This is a genomic window from Nocardioides luteus, assembly GCF_014648595.1.
Lineage (GTDB): Bacteria > Actinomycetota > Actinomycetes > Propionibacteriales > Nocardioidaceae > Nocardioides > Nocardioides luteus.
Window position 1 is genome coordinate 153,907 of the sequence record NZ_BMRK01000003.1, and the last position, 16,339, is coordinate 170,245.

The window sequence follows — 16,339 nt, forward strand, 5'->3', positions numbered from 1 at the left end:
CCAGGACGCAAGAGGCGGGGATGGATCAACAGAACCGGCGACAGCTTCACCACCGCAGCAGCCCTTTGTCGTCAGGCCGCAGGACTCGCTCGGCCTTCAAGTGAAGGTCGCCCACCACGGGACTACGGCTAGGCTCAAACCTGCCGTTCCGCCCCGGTGAACTCCCTCGACGGCCGAAGCCTCCATCCGTGCATCGCCGTCGCGATGAAACGGACGTTCGCCGGCGCGCGTTCGATGGATAAACCTTCTTGTTCCGGAACGATCCCGGGTCGACGATGAGGCCGCCTCCGCAGCGGATCATCGAGGATCGCTAACTCGAGGACAGACCGACCGAGACCGGCGAAATCCCTGACCCGAAATCGAAAGTCACTTCAGCGGGCAGGTTCGGAGCAGCGAATGCAAACCTATGCACTGCGTCCGACGGACTCGCCAACTCGCGTCCCGTGTCCTGCCCGATGCGTACGGTCGCCTGGCCCTCAATATCGGCATCGACCACCACCCACGTCTGACCGTTCGGCGCCCAGCCCGACCCGGCGACGTAAGGGAGGACATGCACCGCCCGCACTCCGCACTCATGCGTAAGTGCTGCCTCCTTCGGCTTGAACGCGTCAGCCGGGCATCGTCTGTCGAGAGTCGTCGACGCTGACTCGAGGTCCTTCAGCTGAGCACCTTGATCTCCCTCGACAACACCTGTCTCAAGGTCGACGCTTTGCGTCACACCGTCATACTCCACCTGGAGGACCGAAGGGTTCTTCGCGCCTACGACCAGCCCGCGATACCACTGCGATGGCGCCTCTGCCGGAAGAGACACCTTCTTGTTGCCATCAAGCAGTGAGAAAGAAGGCATTGGCAGCGACTCCAAGGTCTGGTCATCGAGAAGTACGTCGCGCCCATCTGAACTCGGATGAAGTTTGAGAGTCCAAGCCAAGCCGACCAGTGTCACCCCGTCCCGAGGTTTCAGGTCGCCAGCATCGCTAGCAACCTCGTCCATCGCAGGCACTACCTTGACGGTCAGCACCCCAGTCGGGAGACCCAGTTCAGCTTTACTGCCTCCGCTGATCTTCTCGGGCGAAACCTTCTCGACCTGACCAGCTTGCACCCCATGACCAGCATCATCAGTTTCCGATGAGCACGCTACCAACGCCAGACCCGCTAGGGCCGAAGCCACGATCAACCGCGCAGTCGACCACCGGTTCACCACCGCCCTCCTCGATCCGTGATCTTCCAGTTGTCGTCATTCTCATAAACTCGCCCCCGCTTCGCGCACCACACCCAGAGGCTTTGCGTAGTCCAGCGTGACGATGCTCTGGTGCTTTGCACCTGCAGCCCGCGTCCGCCTAGGCGGAAGGCGTACCAGAGTGCCATCGACCTCGAGACTAGGGCGTGGGCATCCTTTCAACACGCTCAGGCGACGCGGTTCATCTCACCGGTGTGCTCGATGTCCTCGTCGAGCTGGTGGCGGGCGTCGGGGTGGCCGTGGAAGCGGCGGTAGGAGTAGAAGAGGATGCCCAGGGCGAGGGCGGAGGAGGCGAGGAGGGTGACGCCGGTCCAGGCTCCGCCGAGGAGCCAGAAGGTGGCCTCCAGCGGCCACCAGTGGGGCGCGGGCGGGCTGATCAGGAAGACGACGCCGACGGCGCCGATGCAGAGCGACCCGAGGGTCGAGAGGATGATGCGGGGCCAGGTCTCGACGCCCTCGGCCACACCTCGCATCGCCCGGAGCCGCACCGGCTCGACGTAGCGGCGGGCCCAGGCGTACTGCCTCGACAGCACCGCGAGGCCGCCGAAGAGCATCAGCAGTCCGGGGCCGGGCAGCACCATCGCGGCGATGCCGGCGACCACCAGCAACCAGCCGACGGTCTCGTAGGCGAGCCGCTTCGCTGCGGCTCCTGCGAGGGACTTCATGGGAATAGCCTGCCATTCAGGTACAACCCCGAGACCAACGAGTGGGTTGCGATCGGTCATGCGGCGAGGTCGTATTTGATGCCCTCAGGGCTCGGGAAGGTGAGCCAGAGGACGGCGAGAACGATGTCGCCGATGATGGGTACGACCAGGATCAGCTGCCACCAACCGGAACGGTTGATGTCGTGGAGACGGCGCGCGCCGAGGGCGATGGACGGCACGAACGCCGCCAGCGCGTAGAGGCTGATCACGAGGCTCACCACGTCGTTGCGCGCCAGCACGAGGACGATGAGCAGGAGAAGGTTCACGAGCATCGGCCAGAGCAGCTCGGTGCGGCTGGCGCGACCCGAGAACGTCGCGTACTTCTTCCAGAACCGCGCGTAGGCCTCGGTGATCGAGGCCGCACGGAGCGGCTGGTCCAAGGGGATCGTCACGGGCAGGAACCTTAGGTGGGGACGTCGGCCACGTAAATATCGGCCCGGGCATCTGTTCCAGATAGCAGCAAAGTTCATCTTCCCGTAGCAAACGGTTGCACCTGGAAACATCAGGGGCGACGTACGGAAGCATTCTCCGTACGCCGCCCCCTCGATGTGGAACGTCAGCCCTTCGCAGCCTCGTCGATGGCGGCCGCGACGCGCTTGTGCGCCTCCCAGATCTCCTCCGGCAGCTTGAACTGCTTGAGGTGCTCCTCGCGGAAGCCCATCTCCTGCTGCCACCGCTCGACGTCGATGTTGAGGATGCGGTCGAGGTCCTCCTGCGGCAGGTCGAGGCCGCGCAGGTCGAGCTCCTCCTGCGTCGGGATCACGCCGACGGCGGTCTCCTGGCCCTTGACCTCGCCCTTCTGGTAGGCCTGCAGCCACAGCAGCGCCCGCACGTTCTCGCGGAATCCGGGCCACAGGAAGTGGCCGTCCTCCGGGTCGCGCTGGAACCAGTTGACGTGGGCGAAGATCGGCTTCTCGGTGGCCGCGTTGATGATGTTCAGCCAGTGGCGGGCGTAGTCGCCCTCCTCGTAGGCCAGGAACGGCCGCATCGACATCGGGTCGTAGCGCAGCTGGCCCTCGACACCCTCGGCGGCGAAGGTCGCCTCGGCACCCAGCGTCAGGCCGTCGTACACACCCTCGGCGACGTCGCCGATCGCGCGGATCAGCGGCTCGCGGTCACGGGTGCGCCCGCCGAAGATGATCGCGTCGACCGGCACGCCGGTCGGGGCGTCGTAGTCGTCGGCAGCGTTCGGCACGCGCGAGATCGGGATCGTGAAGCGGGAGTTGGGGTGGGCCCACGGGTCGCCCAGCTCGTCGGCGATCCGGTTGGCGATCTTCTCGCCCTTCCAGTCGATCCAGCCGTCGAGGTCGTCGGGGTGGTGCTTGGTCTTGCCCTCCCACCAGACTTCCTGGGTCTTCTCGTTGTAGGCCACGTTGGTGAAGATCGCGCCGGAACCCTCTTCGATGCCCGCGATGGCACCCGGGTTGGAGCCCTCGTTGGTGTCCTTGGCGACGCCGAAGACGCCGTTCTCCGGGTTGAAGGCGTAGAGCTTGCCGTCCTCGCCGACCCAGATCCAGGCGATGTCGTCACCGTAGAAGCTGACCTTGTAGCGGTCGCCGAGCGCGTCGGGGGTGAAGGTCATCGAGAGGTTGGTCTTGCCGGAGGCCGAAGGGAAGCCGCCGACGACGTGGAACTTCTCGCCGGTCTCCTTGTCCTCGATGCCCAGCAGCAGGAACTGCTCGGCGAGGAACTTGCCGGAGGCGCGGCCGTCGTAGCAGGCCTGGCGCAGGCCGTGGGCGATCTTGCCCAGCAGCGCGTTGCCGCCGTAGGAGGAGCCGTAGTGGAGGATCGTGCGCTGGTCGGCGACGGTCGCGAAGAGGCGCTGGTCGCGGTCGGTGCCCTGGCCGAGGTTGGGCAGGTCGCCGGTCACGTGGACCGCGCGGACGAAGGAGTTCGGGTCCTCGAGGTTGTTGATGTAGTCGATGCCGACGCGCGCCATCCGGATCATCTGCTGCACGACGGGGCGGCTGTCGGTGAGCTCGACGCCCGCGGCGTAGGCCTCGAGCGGCGAGCCGGCCGGAGCCATCAGGTAGGGGATGACGTACATCGTCTTGCCGGCCGAGGCGCCGGTCATCCGCTCGGTGAGGGTCTTGACGACCTCCTCGGCGGGCTTCCAGTTGTTGTAGACGCCCTTGTCCTCCGGGTTGGAGGTGGCGACCACAGTGCGCTCCTCGGAGCGCGCGGTGTCCTTGCTGTAGGAACGGCTGTAGTAACGGCCGCCGGTCACCGGGAGGAGCTCGCCGGCCTCGAGGGACTCCTGGAGGAGCCGCTCGTCGTCGGCTGCGCTGACGACCTCGACCCGCTCGGCTCCGGTGATCCCTGCCCAGTAGGAGACGTACTCCCGAACATGAGGATTCGTCAGCCCCGCCTCATCGAGGACCTTCTCCACGTCAACCATTCCGACACCCTTCAAAAGTTTCGCCGATTGCAGGCACGTTACCCCAGTTGAAGAGGGCTCCAACCGGGGTACCGTGCACCAGAGTGGGTCATCGATCGCGGGCTGCGACAATTGATCGATCCAACTGCCGTCGCCGGGTCCGGAGACCCTCGTCAGCCCTCGTCATAGTGACAAATGCCTCATTTCGGCGAGGGGTCCGTAATGTGGATGAGACGCTCCATGTCGCGCAGTGACACGGATTACATCTAATCTTCTGCGCGTGATCCCCCAACACATGTTCGCTGAGTCGAACCCTCTTTGCGCCACCGGACCAGTGACCGGACAAGTGGTCGGCTGATGGAGCTCATTCTCGGGACCTTCGCCACCTCCTTCACCGGAGGCCTCTTCCCCATCATCAACTTCGAGACCTACCTCGCGGTGGCCGCCTCGAACCTCACCTTCTCCGCCCTCCTCCTCGCCCTGGTGGCGGGCATCGGCCAGACCAGCTCCAAGGTGGTCTGGTACTACGCCGGCCAAGGCACCACCGCCCTCCCCTTCGTCCGCAAGAAGATGTCCACGGAGAAGTGGCAGCAGCGTCGGTCGAAGTGGGAGCAGCGTACGCAGGGACGACCCGCCTACGCCGGCGGTCTCCTCGCCGCGGCCGCTCTCAGCGGCCTGCCGCCGCTCGCGATCCTCGCCGTCATCTACGGCACGCTCAAGTGCAACCTCATCCTCTTCGTCGGGATCACGTTCGTGGGGCGCGTGCTCCGGTCGTGGATGATCCTCGAGGCGGCTGCGTTCGCCTGGGTTCGGGCCTGAGGGACCGGGCGTGGGATACCCGGTCGACCGGGTATCCCTGGACTTGACGGGCACTGAAACACCCGTCAAGTCCATGAAGTGCCCGTCAAGTACGCCTCGGCGTCTCACCATGTGACCGCCCACGCCCGCGAGACTGCCGGACCAACGAGCACCCGCGCCGCTTAGAATCCGGCTATGTCGCAGCCCGCTGGATTCGTCGGAGTCACCGCCAACCTCGGCCTCAAGGAGGGCGCTGACGACTTCGCCGTCGTCGCCGCCCCCGCCGGCTCGGTCACGAGCGCTGCGGTCTTCACCCGATCCCGCTTCGCGGGCGCCTCGGTGCTGCTCTCGCGCGCCTCGGACGTCTCCGCGTTCCGGGGCGTGGTGACCATCTCGAAGAACGCCAACGTCGCGACCGGTGCGACGGGCGAGGCCAACGCGAGAGAGGTACGCCGCCTGGCGGCCGAGGTCGTCGGCGTCCGCCCCGAGGAGCTCCTGGTGGCCTCGACGGGCGTGATCGGTGTGCAGTACCCGATGGAGGTCATCACCCCGGCCATCGAGAAGCTTTACGGCACGGCGGCCGAGGCCGACTTCGAGGCGATCGCGACCGCGATCATGACCACCGACACGATCGCCAAGGTCGAGACCCGCACCGTCGGCGGCGCGACGATCACCGGCGTCGCCAAGGGCGTCGGGATGATCGAGCCCGACATGGCGACGATGCTGACGTACTTCTTCACCGACGCCGAGGTGTCCGCCGCAGACCTCGACGCCGTCTTCCGCCGGGTCGTCGACCGCACCTACAACGCGGTCTCGATCGACACCGACACCTCCACCTCCGACACCGCGGCGATCTTCGCCTCCGGCGAGGCCGGCCCGGTCGACCTCGCCGAGTTCGAGGCGCAGCTCTACGACGCCGCCCTGGCGCTGGTGAAGAAGATCGCCTCCGACGGCGAAGGCGCCTCCACGCTGATCGAGGTGAGCGTCAGCGGCGCTCGCGACGACGCCCAGGCGAAGCGGGTCGGCAAGGCCATCGTGAACTCGCCGCTGGTCAAGACCGCCGTCCACGGCGCCGACCCCAACTGGGGCCGGATCGCGATGGCGATCGGCAAGCTCCACGACGAGACCGACATCGACCCCGAGCGAGTCCGCATCGCCTTCGGCGGGACGGAGATCTACCCGGTGCAGGTCTCCGAAGATCTACTGGCCGATTTATCGACTTATCTGTCTGGCGACGAGGTCTCGATCGAGGTCGACCTCGGCATCGCCTCCGGTGAGTTCACGGTCTACGGCTGCGATCTCACCGAGGGCTACATCCGGATCAACGCCGACTACACCACCTGAGCCGACTAGACCGCCTCGGCCTGATCGGCCTCCGCCCCGGCGAGCATCAGCCCGGCGACCGCACCCAGCGCCTCGGTCCACGCTGCGGTCATCTCCGGGGTCCACTCGTCCCCGCCGAGCTCCTCCATGGCGGCGATCATGCACTCGGCCACGGCGTCGTACATCGGCGGGGTGACGCCCAGGCCGGCGTGCTTACGGCCCAGCGCACCCAGGGTCCCGGAGAGCCAGGCGGCGTCGTCGAGGTGGTCGACCACGGCGACCACGGCCTCGCGCAGCATCTTGGCCTGCGGGGCGATGTCGGCCGAGAACATCGGGCGTACGGCGGGATAGCGCTCGAACAGGATCGAGTAGAAGCGTGGCGTCAGGGCGTGCTCCTGGCCGTCGACCAGCAGGAGGCTCTCGGTGAGGATGTCTTTGTCCATGACAACCACGGTCTCGTGCGCGTGTGACGACCACGGCCACCGCGGAGAAAGACCGCGGTGAATGCGATCTCACAACCTCACAGCAGGACGTCACCCGACCTGCGACCGGGTGAGGTCGGCGTCGCCGAGGAGCGTCGATGCGCGACGTACGACCAGCTCGACCACGTCGGGGTGGGGACCGATCACGTCGGCGACGATCTCCGCCCCGGCCGCCGTCGAGCGTGACCGGACCAGGTCGGAGAAGAAGCCGGGGGCGAGCAGGTAGGGGGAGACGGCGTCGCCGGGACGTACGACCTCGGCGATCGGTGGAGCGCCCGAGCCGGAGACCGTGGCGACCCGGACCGTGCCACCCCAGACCGCCTCCAGCAGAAGGCCTGCGCCGGCGAGGTCGGCACGCGCCGACGGGTCGTTGGAGCCGGCGGCGACCAGGACCACGGGCTGGCCAGGGGACGCACCGGCGGCGACGAGTCGGGAGACCTGAGCGGTGGCGAGCAAGCCGTCTGGCCCGAGCGCGCGGCCCATCGCCACGGGCAGCCCCTCGGCGGCCTGCGGCAGGTCGACCTTGATGTGATAGCCGCTCGAGAGCAGCAGCGGGACCACGACCGACGGCTGCCGGTCCGCGAGGACGTCGGTGAGCAGCGGCTCGCAGAGCTCGACGTACGCGGCTCGCGACTCCATCACCAGCACCCGGCCGGCGCGCTTGGCGATGATCGAGGCGACGGCGTTGCCGAGCAGCTGGCGGGTGCCGTGGGCGACCACGACGAGCCTCACGAGGCCACCGCCAGCCGGTAGCCGCGCTTCACGACGGTCTGGATCGTCTTGGTGCCGAGGACGGAGCGGAGCCGGGCGACCGCCATCTCGACGGCGTGCTCGGAGCCTGCGGTGCCGGAGGGGAGCATGGCGAGCAGGGCAGGACGGGAGACGACGTTGCCGGGGTTGGCGACCAGCGCGCCGAGGACCGCGGCTGGGGCGGGTGAGAGCTTCACCTCGGCGCCGTCGAGGATGACCGCGTCGTCGTGGAGCAGCAGCTGGTGTCCGCCGGCGAGCTCGACCATGAGCCCCGAGCGCCGCAGCGGCAGCTCCGTCTCGAGCATCTTGACCATCGCCGCGGTGCGTGAGCGGTCGGGGACCATGGTCGGTACGCCCCACATCTCGAAGGCCGCGGCCGTCACCGGCCCGACACAGGCGGCGACCACGTCGGCCTGGAACGCAGCCACGACCTCGTCACGCAGGCCGACCGACCCGGCCGCCTGCATGAACGCCGCGACGGCGGGCGCAGAGGTGAACGTGACCGCGTCCAGCTCACCGTCGGCCAGGGTCTCGACGAGCCGGAACATCGGCTCGGGGTCGGAGGCCGACTCGACCCGGTAGACGGTCACGTTGACGACCTCGGCGCCCTGCCGGGTCAGCGCGTGGGCGACCATCGACAGGGACTGCCCGTGCTCCTGCACCACGATCCGCTTGCCGGTGAGGTCGCGGCCGCGCAGGTGCTCCAGGACGTCGTCGAACTCCTCCGACTCGGGAGCCCACAGCTCCCGCAGCCCGCGTCGGCGCAGCGCGCCGACCGACTTGGGCCCGCGCGCCAGGATCTCGGCACGGCCGAGCGTCTCCAGGAGCGGGTCGAGCAGGCCCCACTCCTCGGCGGCGTCGAACCACGTACGCGTGCCGATGCCCGTCGTGGCCAGGAACATGTCGATCTTCTGCCCGATGATCTGCTCGGTCACCGTGCGCAGCGCGCCGGCGTCGACCCGGTTGGGGTCGACGGAGAGCGCGGGCGCCCAGACCACCTGGGCACCCCGCCTCTCCAGCAGATTGATCTGCTCCTCGGCCTTCCGCGCCGCGGTCACACCGACGCGGAAGCCGCTCAGCGCGCCACCGTCCACATCGGAATCGTAGATCTCCTGCGCATTCTGCACCGCCATGCTTCCACCCTGTGGCAGCCGCATTTCGGCGTACGCGGGCTGCTCGATCGTGGGGGCTAAGTTTCGCTCACGGTCTCACAGCCCCCGATCCGGAAGCGGCAGCAGGGGCGGTCACAGCTCGACGATCGCCCCACCGGTGGCGGGCCGCTCGGCCGCGTCCCGCTTCCACCGGCCGGAGAACCCGGTGCCGATGAGGAGTGCTCCGACGGCCGGCAGCAGGACGATGGCGAAGTTGAGGGTGCCGATCTGCAGCGAGCGGACGCCGAAGAGGTCCGTCGCGTCCCAGAGGAAGTGCCGAGAGAACATCGCGACCACCCCGAACAGCGCGCACAGCACGCCCGCGGCGACCGGACCGATGCCCGCGACCCGAGCGACGGCTGAGACCACGAGGAGCAGCAGCGCGCCCAGGATCATCAAGCCGACTCCGACCGGCGAGTTCTCGAACTGCAGGGTGGCCTCGGTGTAGTGCAGATATCCGCCGGACATCAAGCTCGCGAGGGCGATCGGGGTCAGCACCACCGAGACGGCCACGCTGAGCCACTGACGCGTCGGCCACCGCATGGACTCGATGATGGCCAGCGGCCCGGTCGAAGGCTGCGTGGCCCCGAGGGCAGGATCGGTCATGGCGACACCTTAGTGCGGGCGGCGGGCGCCGATCCGTACCTCCCCGTCCACGACGTCGACGTCGTAGGTCGCGACCGAGATCGACGGGTCGTCGAGGCAGATGCCGGTCTCCAGCGCGAAGGGCTGCTTGAGCAGCGGGGACGCGACGAACGGCACCTCGCCCCGGGTCCCGACGATGCCGCGGGCCAGCACCGAGGCGTGCCCGAACGGGTCGTAGTTGGACAGTGCGAAGACGCGGTCGTCGACGGTGCGGAAGACGGCCACCGCCTCACCTCGGACCAGCGCTGCGACGCCGGTCTCGGGGTCGATGTCGTCGAGACGACAGACGGAGATGTACGTGACGGTCTGAGCTGCGTTCATCGCGACTCCTCCAGGGTGGGCTCTACGAGATCGGGAAGGCCGACGGGGATCGAGGCACCCAGCGAGACCGGCTCCGCGCCCACCTCGGGGACGATCTGGCCGCGCGTGGACCCGAAGGAGATGTTCGGGTCCGGGACCTCGGGGGCGTTGACGAAGGAGACGAAGCGGCGCAGCTTCTCCGGGTCCTCGATCGTCGCCTTCCACTCGTCGAAGTAGGTCTCGGTGTGGCGTGCCATCGCGGCCTCGAGCTCGGTGCCGAGGCCGAGCACGTCGTCGATGACGACCTCGCGGACGCGGTCCAGGCCGCCGTCGAGGGAGTCGATCCAGGTCGCGGTGCGCTGGAGGCGGTCGGCGGTGCGGACGTAGTACATCAGGAAGCGGTCCAGGTAGCGGACCAGCTCCTCGGTGCTCAGGTCACCGGCGAGCAGCTGGGCGTGGGCCGGGATCGCGCCACCGTTGCCCCCGACGTACAGGTTCCAGCCCTTCTCGGTGGCGATGACGCCGAAGTCCTTGCCGCGCGCCTCCGCGCACTCACGGGCGCACCCGGAGACGCCGCCCTTGAGCTTGTGGGGCGAGCGCAGCCCGCGGTAGCGGGTCTCCAGCATGATCGCGAGGCCGACGGAGTCCTGGACGCCGTAGCGGCACCAGGTCGAGCCGACACAGGACTTCACCGTACGCAGCGACTTCCCGTACGCATGGCCCGACTCGAACCCGGCGTCGACCAGCCGCTTCCAGATCGCCGGCAGGTCCTCCATCCTGGCGCCGAACATGTCGATGCGCTGGCCGCCGGTGATCTTGGTGTAGAGGCCGAAGTCCTTGGCGACCTCACCGATCACGATCAGCCCCTCGGGGGTGATCTCGCCGCCGGGGATGCGCGGGACGACCGAGTAGGAGCCGTTCTTCTGCAGGTTGGCGAGGTAGGCGTCGTTGGTGTCCTGGAGCTTGCGGTTCTCCTTGGCCAGCACGTGGCCGTTGAGCTGGCTGGCCAGGATGCTCGCCACGGCCGGCTTGCACAGGTCACAGCCGCGGCCGGTGCCGTGGGCCTCGATGATCTGGTCGAAGGTCTTGTAGCCGTGGATCAGGACCACGTCGAAGAGCTCGGCGCGGGTCATGCTGAAGTGCTCGCAGAGCGAGGTGTCGACGGTCTTGCCCTGAGCGGTGAAGTAGTCCTCGACGATCGTCTTCACCTGCACCTTGCAGGAGCCGCAGGTGCTTCCGGCCTTGGTCGCCTTCGTGACCTCCGCGGCACTCTGACAGCCGTCGTCGACCGCCGCCTCGATGTCACCGCGGGTCACGTCGTTGCACGAGCAGACCTGCGCCTCCGGCGGAAGCTGGATGCCTCCCCCACCGCCCGTGGACTGAGGGAGGATCAGCTCCTCCGGGTTCTCCGGAAGCATCATGCCCGAGGCGACCATCGGGCGGAGCAGGCCGTACGCGGAGGCGTCGCCGACCAGCACGCCACCGAGCAGCCGGGTGCCGTCCTCGCTGATCACCAGCTTCTTGTAGACACCGGCGACCGCGTCGGAGTACGTCAGCTCGAGGCACTCGTCGGTGGTGCCGTGGGCGTCGCCGAAGCTCGCCACGTCGACGCCGAGCAGCTTGAGCTTGGTCGACATGTCGGCGCCGGTGAAGGTGCCCTGGCCGCCCAGGAGCGCGTCGGCGACGACCTCGGCCATGTCGTAGCCGGGCGCCACCAGGCCGTACATCCGCCCGGCGGGGGCGGCGCACTCGCCGACCGCCCACACGTGCGGGTCCGAGGAGCGGCACTGCTCGTCGACCAGCACGCCGCCGCGCTCGGCCAGGTCGAGACCGGCCGCGCGGGCGAGTGCGTCACGAGGCCGGATGCCGGCCGAGAAGACCACCATGTCGACGGCGAGCGGCTCGTCGACGTCCCTGAACTTGAGCGCACCCACGGTGGTCGAGCCGGTCGAGACCCCGGCGTCCGGCGAGATCGACTCCGTCACCACGCTCGTGTGCACGGTGAGCCCGAGGTCGGCGATGTGCCGCCCGAGCATGCGCCCACCGGCCTCGTCGATCTGCACCGACATCAGCCTCGGGTTCATCTCGACGACATGGGTCTCGACGCCGAGCTGGTGCAGCGCGTTGGCCGCCTCCAGCCCGAGCAGCCCTCCGCCGATCACGGCTCCCGCCTTCGCGGTCCTGGCGGCCTGCCGGATCGCCTCCAGGTCCTCGATCGTGCGGTAGACGAAGACGTTGCCGAGCTCGGCCCCAGGCACCGGCGGCACGAACGGGGCCGCTCCGGTGGCGAGCACGAGCTCGTCGTACGCCATCTCCTCGCCGTCGGCGAGCATCACGGTCTGGGCGGCGGGGTCGATCTCGATGACGCTCGTGCTGGTGCGCAGCGTGACCCGCGGGTCCTCGTAGGCACCGGAGGGCAGGAAGGAGAGGGCCTCGGCGCCGACCTCGAAGAAGCTGGTGAGGGCGACCCGGTCGTACGCCGGCCGCGGCTCCTCCCCGAGCACGACGATGTCGTGGGTCTCGGTGAGTCCACGCTCGATCGCGGCGGTGACGAAGCGGTGGCCGACCATGCCGTGGCCGACCACGACGACCTTCTTGCGGAGGTGAGGGCTCATGAGGTGGTTCCTTCCAGACTGAGCTTCGTATCGCTGGGCTGCTGGGTGCTGTTGGGACGAGTGGCAAGGAGCTGACGGACGGTCGGTGCGCAGCCGCCGCATCCGGTGGTGGCGCGGGTGCTGTCGCGTACGTCCTCGAGGGAGGTGCACGCCCGGATCCGGCCCGCACTGACCCCGGCGCAAGCGCAGATCTCGGCGTCGTCGGGCAGGGTCGGGACGCCGGACCCGGCGGCGGACGGCTCGGGCAGGAGGAGCTTCCCGGCCTCGTGCTCGCCCAGGACGGTCTGCCGGTCGAAGGCCTGGGTGATCAGGCCGACCCGGCTCAGGTCGCCGACGAGGGCACCGGCGACGATGCGGCCGTCGCGTACGACCAGCTTGCGGTGGGTGCCCTTGATCGGGTTGGCGATCTCGACGACCTCGCCGCTCTCGTGCTGAGGCTCGCCGAGCACGCAGACGTCGAGATCGGTGGCGCGCAGGCGGGCGACGACCCGGTGGCCCTCGTAGGCGGCCTCGTTGCCGGCGAGCACCTCGGCGAGGACGCCGGCCTGTTCCCACGCAGGGCTGACGAAGCCGGTGGTGGTCGCGTTGTGCTCGGCGCAGTCGCCGATCGCGTAGACGTCGGGATCGTCGACGCTGCGCAGCTGGTCGTCGACGACGATGCCGCGGTTGACGGTGAGCTCGGCCCTTCTGGCGAGATTTGCGCGGGGACGGCCGCCGGCGGTGAGCACCACCAGGTCGGTCTCGAGCGTGTAGCCGTTGTCGAGCCGGAGACCCTCGTCGGTCAGCCTGGTCGCGCGGGCGCCCAGGTAGACCTGGGTGCCGAGCTTGGCCATCGACCGCTTCAGCACCTTGCCGGCGGACGCGTCGACCTGGCTGCTGAGCAGGTGGTCGCGCCCTTCGACGATCTCGGTCTCGATGCCCCGGACCGCGAGCGCTCGGGAGACCTGGAGACCGAGCAGGCCGCCGCCGACTATCACCGCGCTGCGCGGCTTGCCGTGGGGATGGTCGTGGAGCGTGTCGAGCAGCCGCGCGCAGTCGTCGAGGCTGCGGAACGCCTGCACCCGCGGATCCATCGAGCCGTCCATCCGCACCACGCCACGGATCGGCGGCAGGGTCGGGATCGCCCCGGTCGCCAGCACGACGGCGTCGTACGGGACCCGCGTCCGGTCGGCGAGTTCGACCGTCTTGGTGTCGCGGTGGATGTCGACGACGAGGCTGCCCAGGCGGAGATCGACTCCCCGGTCGGCGTACCACTGCTTCTCGCGCAGCGCGAGCGCCCCGGGACGGTGGGTCCCTTCGAGCACGGCGGAGAGCAGGATCCGGTTGTACGGGACGTGCGGCTCCTCCGCGAGCACGGTCGTCTGCGACCCCAGGCCGCGCGCGACCAGCCCCTCCACCAGACGGGCTGCGGCCATGCCGCCGCCGATGATGACGATGCGCTTCTGCGGCGGCGCGGACTGGGATAACACGTCACCTGCGGTCGCTTCGCTGCTCATGCGCTCACCGCCGCAGCGCAGACCTTGAACTCCGGCATCCGGCTGGAGGGGTCGAGGGCGTCGTTGGTGAGCTTGTTGGCGCCGACCCAGTGGAACGGCACGAAGATCGTGTCGGGGCGGATCGTGGCGACGATCCGAGCGGGCGCCTTCATCTCGCCGCGCGGCGTGCGTACGACGACCGGGTCGCCGTCGTGGGCGCCGACGCGGCCGGCCAGGAGCGGGTGCATCTCGACGAAGGCACCCTCGTCGGGGAGCTCCTTGATGCGCCGGGTCTGAGCGCCGGACTGGTACTGCGCGAGCACCCGGCCGGTGGTCAGGTGGAGCGGGTAGTCGTCAGTGGTCACCTCGGCCGGACCTCGGTGGGCGACGTCGACGAAGCGCGCCCTGCCGTCGGGGTGGAAGAACTCCTCGGCGAAGAGCCGCGGAGTGCCCTCGCTGCCCTCCGGGCACGGCCAGAAGACGCCGTCCTCCTCGCGGATGCGGTCGTAGGTGATGCCGCTGTAGTCGGCCTTGCCGCCCTTCGAGGCTGCTCGCAGCTCGTCGAAGACTTCGGCGGGGTCGGTGGACCAGGTCGGACCGGGTAGTCCAGGGAGTTTCGGTCGGTCTACTGGTGAGTAACCGACGGAAAGTCCCTGGAGTATCTCGAGACGCGCCGCCAGCCCGGCGATCACATCGAGGTCGGAACGTACGTTCTCGGGCGGGGTGATCGCCTGATTTCTCAGGATGACCCGGCCCTCGAGGTTGGTCATGGTGCCGGTCTCCTCGGCCCACTGGGTGACCGGCAGGACGACGTCGGCGAGAGCGGCGGTCTCGCTCATCACCATGTCGGCGACGACCAGCAGGTCGAGTGCGGCGAGGCGGGAGGCGATGTGGGTGGCGTTGGGGGCGGAGACGACGATGTTGGAGCCGAAGACGAGCAGGCTCTTGGGGCCGTCCGGGGTGCCGAGCGCGTCGAGGAGCTCGTAGGCCGAGCGGCCCTTGCCGGGGATCGACTCGGGCGCGACACCCCAGACCGCGGCGACGTGCTCGCGGGCCGCGGGGTCGTCGATCATCCGGTACCCCGGGAGCTGGTCGGCCTTCTGACCGTGCTCGCGCCCGCCCTGGCCGTTGCCCTGACCGGTCAGGCAGCCGTAGCCGGAGTACGGTCGGCCCGGCATGCCGAGCGCGAGCGCGATGTTGATCCAGGCGAGGACGGTGGCGGTGCCCTGGGCGTGCTGCTCGGCGCCACGAGCGGTCAGCACCATGACCTTCCCTGCACCGGCCAGCAGCGAGGCGAGCTCCCGCAGCTGCGCGGCCTCGACACCGCTGACCCGCTCGACCATCTCGGGCCACCAGGCAGCGACGGAGCGGCGTACGTCCTCGAAGCCCGTCGTCCGCTCGGCGACGTAGTCCTCGTCGACCGCGCCGGCGGCGTCGAGCAGATGGAGCACGCCGAGGGCGAGGGGCAGGTCGGTGCCGGGGACCGGCTGGAGGAAGAGGTCGGCCCGCTCGCCGGTCGGGGTCAAGCGCGGGTCGATGACGACGACCTTGCCGCCGTTCTCGCGCAGCCGGTCGAGATGGCGCGCCGCCGGCGGCATCGTCTCGGCGAGGTTGGAGCCGACGAGTACGCAGACGTCGGTCTGCTCGATGTCGGCCAGCGGGAACGGCAGCCCGCGGTCGACGCCGAACGCCTGGTTGCCGGCTGTCGCTGCGGAGCTCATGCACCAGCGGCCGTTGTAGTCGATCTGCGAGGTGCCCAGGGCGACCCGGGCGAACTTCCCGAGCTGGTAAGCCTTCTCGTTGGTCAGCCCGCCGCCGCCGAAGACGGCGTTGGCGTCAGCGCCGTGGGTGCTACGCAGGTCGGCGAGCTTCCCCGCGACGAGGTCGAGCGCCTCGTCCCACGTCGCCGCGCTCCACTCCCCGGTCGCCCGGTCGCGCACCATCGGCGTGGTCAGCCGCTCTCGGCTCCCGCGCAGCCCCGCAGCCGTCCACCCCTTGCGACACAGTGCGCCCTCGTTCACCGGGAACGTTCGCTCACTGACCTCCAGCCGGGGCCCTTTGCGTGAAAGGGTCATCCCGCACTGCAAGCTGCAGTAAGGGCAGTGGGTGTCGGTCACGCGTACTCACACCGTTTCGGGTCGGGGACTGGCGACCTCTACATTCCGGCGTCAAGGTTTCGCCCCGACCGGCTCTCCGTACCCCTTCCGTCAACTTCCGCTCACCACCTCACAACGCCGAGAGGTCTCCCCCGTCGGCCGAGGCGTCGCTGCCGTCGGCCGAAGCGTCAGCCCGGGCACTCGAAGCGTCAGCGTGGGCGGCCGAGGCGTCGCGGCCGTCGACCGAAGCGTCAGCCCGGGCGCTCGAGGCGTCACCCCGGTCGCGCGAAGCGTCGCTTTGGTCGACCGAGCGGGCACCAAACCATCTCGGCCGACGTAACTGACGTCTCGACCGACACAACTGACGTCTCGGCCGACGTAACTGA

General features: G+C 69.0%; 14 protein-coding genes. 2 read left to right on the forward strand and 12 right to left on the reverse strand.

Going from position 1 to position 16,339, the window contains the following annotated elements:
* Nucleotides 1-310: 310 nt before the first annotated feature.
* The 4 genes from IEY81_RS05200 to IEY81_RS05215 form a co-directional block, all read right to left on the reverse strand.
* Complete coding sequence (locus IEY81_RS05200; RefSeq protein ID WP_189117397.1) at nt 311-1,198, reverse strand: hypothetical protein; 888 nt, start codon at nt 1,196-1,198, stop codon at nt 311-313.
* A gap of 206 nt (nt 1,199-1,404) precedes the next feature.
* Entirely contained in the window at nt 1,405-1,902 is a 498-nt protein-coding gene (locus IEY81_RS05205) for a PGPGW domain-containing protein (protein ID WP_189117398.1), read from the reverse strand.
* Nucleotides 1,903-1,958: 56 nt separating this feature from the next.
* Complete coding sequence (locus IEY81_RS05210; protein ID WP_229787371.1) at nt 1,959-2,333, reverse strand: DUF805 domain-containing protein; 375 nt, start codon at nt 2,331-2,333, stop codon at nt 1,959-1,961.
* Nucleotides 2,334-2,497: 164 nt separating this feature from the next.
* Nucleotides 2,498-4,339: a phosphoenolpyruvate carboxykinase (GTP) gene (locus tag IEY81_RS05215; protein WP_189117400.1), complete on the reverse strand. Its 1,842-nt coding sequence runs from the start codon at nt 4,337-4,339 to the stop codon at nt 2,498-2,500.
* Between the two features lie 336 nt (nt 4,340-4,675).
* Here IEY81_RS05215 and IEY81_RS05220 point away from each other — a divergent pair, with 336 nt between their 5' ends.
* Both IEY81_RS05220 and argJ read left to right on the forward strand, forming a co-directional pair.
* The gene (locus IEY81_RS05220) at nt 4,676-5,137 is read left to right on the forward strand and encodes a hypothetical protein (RefSeq protein ID WP_189117401.1); all 462 of its coding nucleotides are present in this window, start codon (nt 4,676-4,678) and stop codon (nt 5,135-5,137) included.
* A gap of 174 nt (nt 5,138-5,311) precedes the next feature.
* On the forward strand, nt 5,312-6,460 hold the full coding sequence (gene argJ, locus IEY81_RS05225) for a bifunctional glutamate N-acetyltransferase/amino-acid acetyltransferase ArgJ (protein WP_189117402.1): 1,149 nt from the start codon (nt 5,312-5,314) through the stop codon (nt 6,458-6,460).
* A 5-nt stretch (nt 6,461-6,465) separates the two neighbouring features.
* Here the strand turns inward: argJ and IEY81_RS05230 are convergent, their stop codons facing one another.
* From IEY81_RS05230 to IEY81_RS05265, 8 genes are all read right to left on the reverse strand, one after another.
* The gene (locus tag IEY81_RS05230) at nt 6,466-6,882 is read right to left on the reverse strand and encodes a globin domain-containing protein (protein ID WP_189117403.1); all 417 of its coding nucleotides are present in this window, start codon (nt 6,880-6,882) and stop codon (nt 6,466-6,468) included.
* A gap of 90 nt (nt 6,883-6,972) precedes the next feature.
* A complete protein-coding gene (locus IEY81_RS05235; RefSeq protein ID WP_189117404.1) occupies nt 6,973-7,653 on the reverse strand; it encodes a sirohydrochlorin chelatase in 681 nt (226 codons plus the stop codon).
* On the reverse strand, nt 7,650-8,804 hold the full coding sequence (locus IEY81_RS05240) for a uroporphyrinogen-III synthase (protein ID WP_189117405.1): 1,155 nt from the start codon (nt 8,802-8,804) through the stop codon (nt 7,650-7,652). Before IEY81_RS05240 ends, IEY81_RS05235 begins: the two co-directional genes overlap by 4 nt.
* A 111-nt stretch (nt 8,805-8,915) precedes the next feature.
* The gene (locus IEY81_RS05245) at nt 8,916-9,428 is read right to left on the reverse strand and encodes a hypothetical protein (RefSeq protein WP_189117406.1); all 513 of its coding nucleotides are present in this window, start codon (nt 9,426-9,428) and stop codon (nt 8,916-8,918) included.
* Between the two features lie 9 nt (nt 9,429-9,437).
* Entirely contained in the window at nt 9,438-9,788 is a 351-nt protein-coding gene (gene nirD / locus IEY81_RS05250; protein WP_189117407.1) for a nitrite reductase small subunit NirD, read from the reverse strand.
* The gene (gene nirB, locus IEY81_RS05255) at nt 9,785-12,382 is read right to left on the reverse strand and encodes a nitrite reductase large subunit NirB (protein WP_189117408.1); all 2,598 of its coding nucleotides are present in this window, start codon (nt 12,380-12,382) and stop codon (nt 9,785-9,787) included. The genes nirD and nirB overlap by 4 nt, the downstream gene beginning before the upstream one ends.
* Entirely contained in the window at nt 12,379-13,878 is a 1,500-nt protein-coding gene (locus IEY81_RS05260; RefSeq protein ID WP_189117409.1) for an FAD-dependent oxidoreductase, read from the reverse strand. Before IEY81_RS05260 ends, nirB begins: the two co-directional genes overlap by 4 nt.
* A complete protein-coding gene (locus IEY81_RS05265) occupies nt 13,875-15,974 on the reverse strand; it encodes a molybdopterin oxidoreductase family protein (protein ID WP_189117410.1) in 2,100 nt (699 codons plus the stop codon). Before IEY81_RS05265 ends, IEY81_RS05260 begins: the two co-directional genes overlap by 4 nt.
* Between the last annotated feature and the right edge of the window lie 365 nt (nt 15,975-16,339).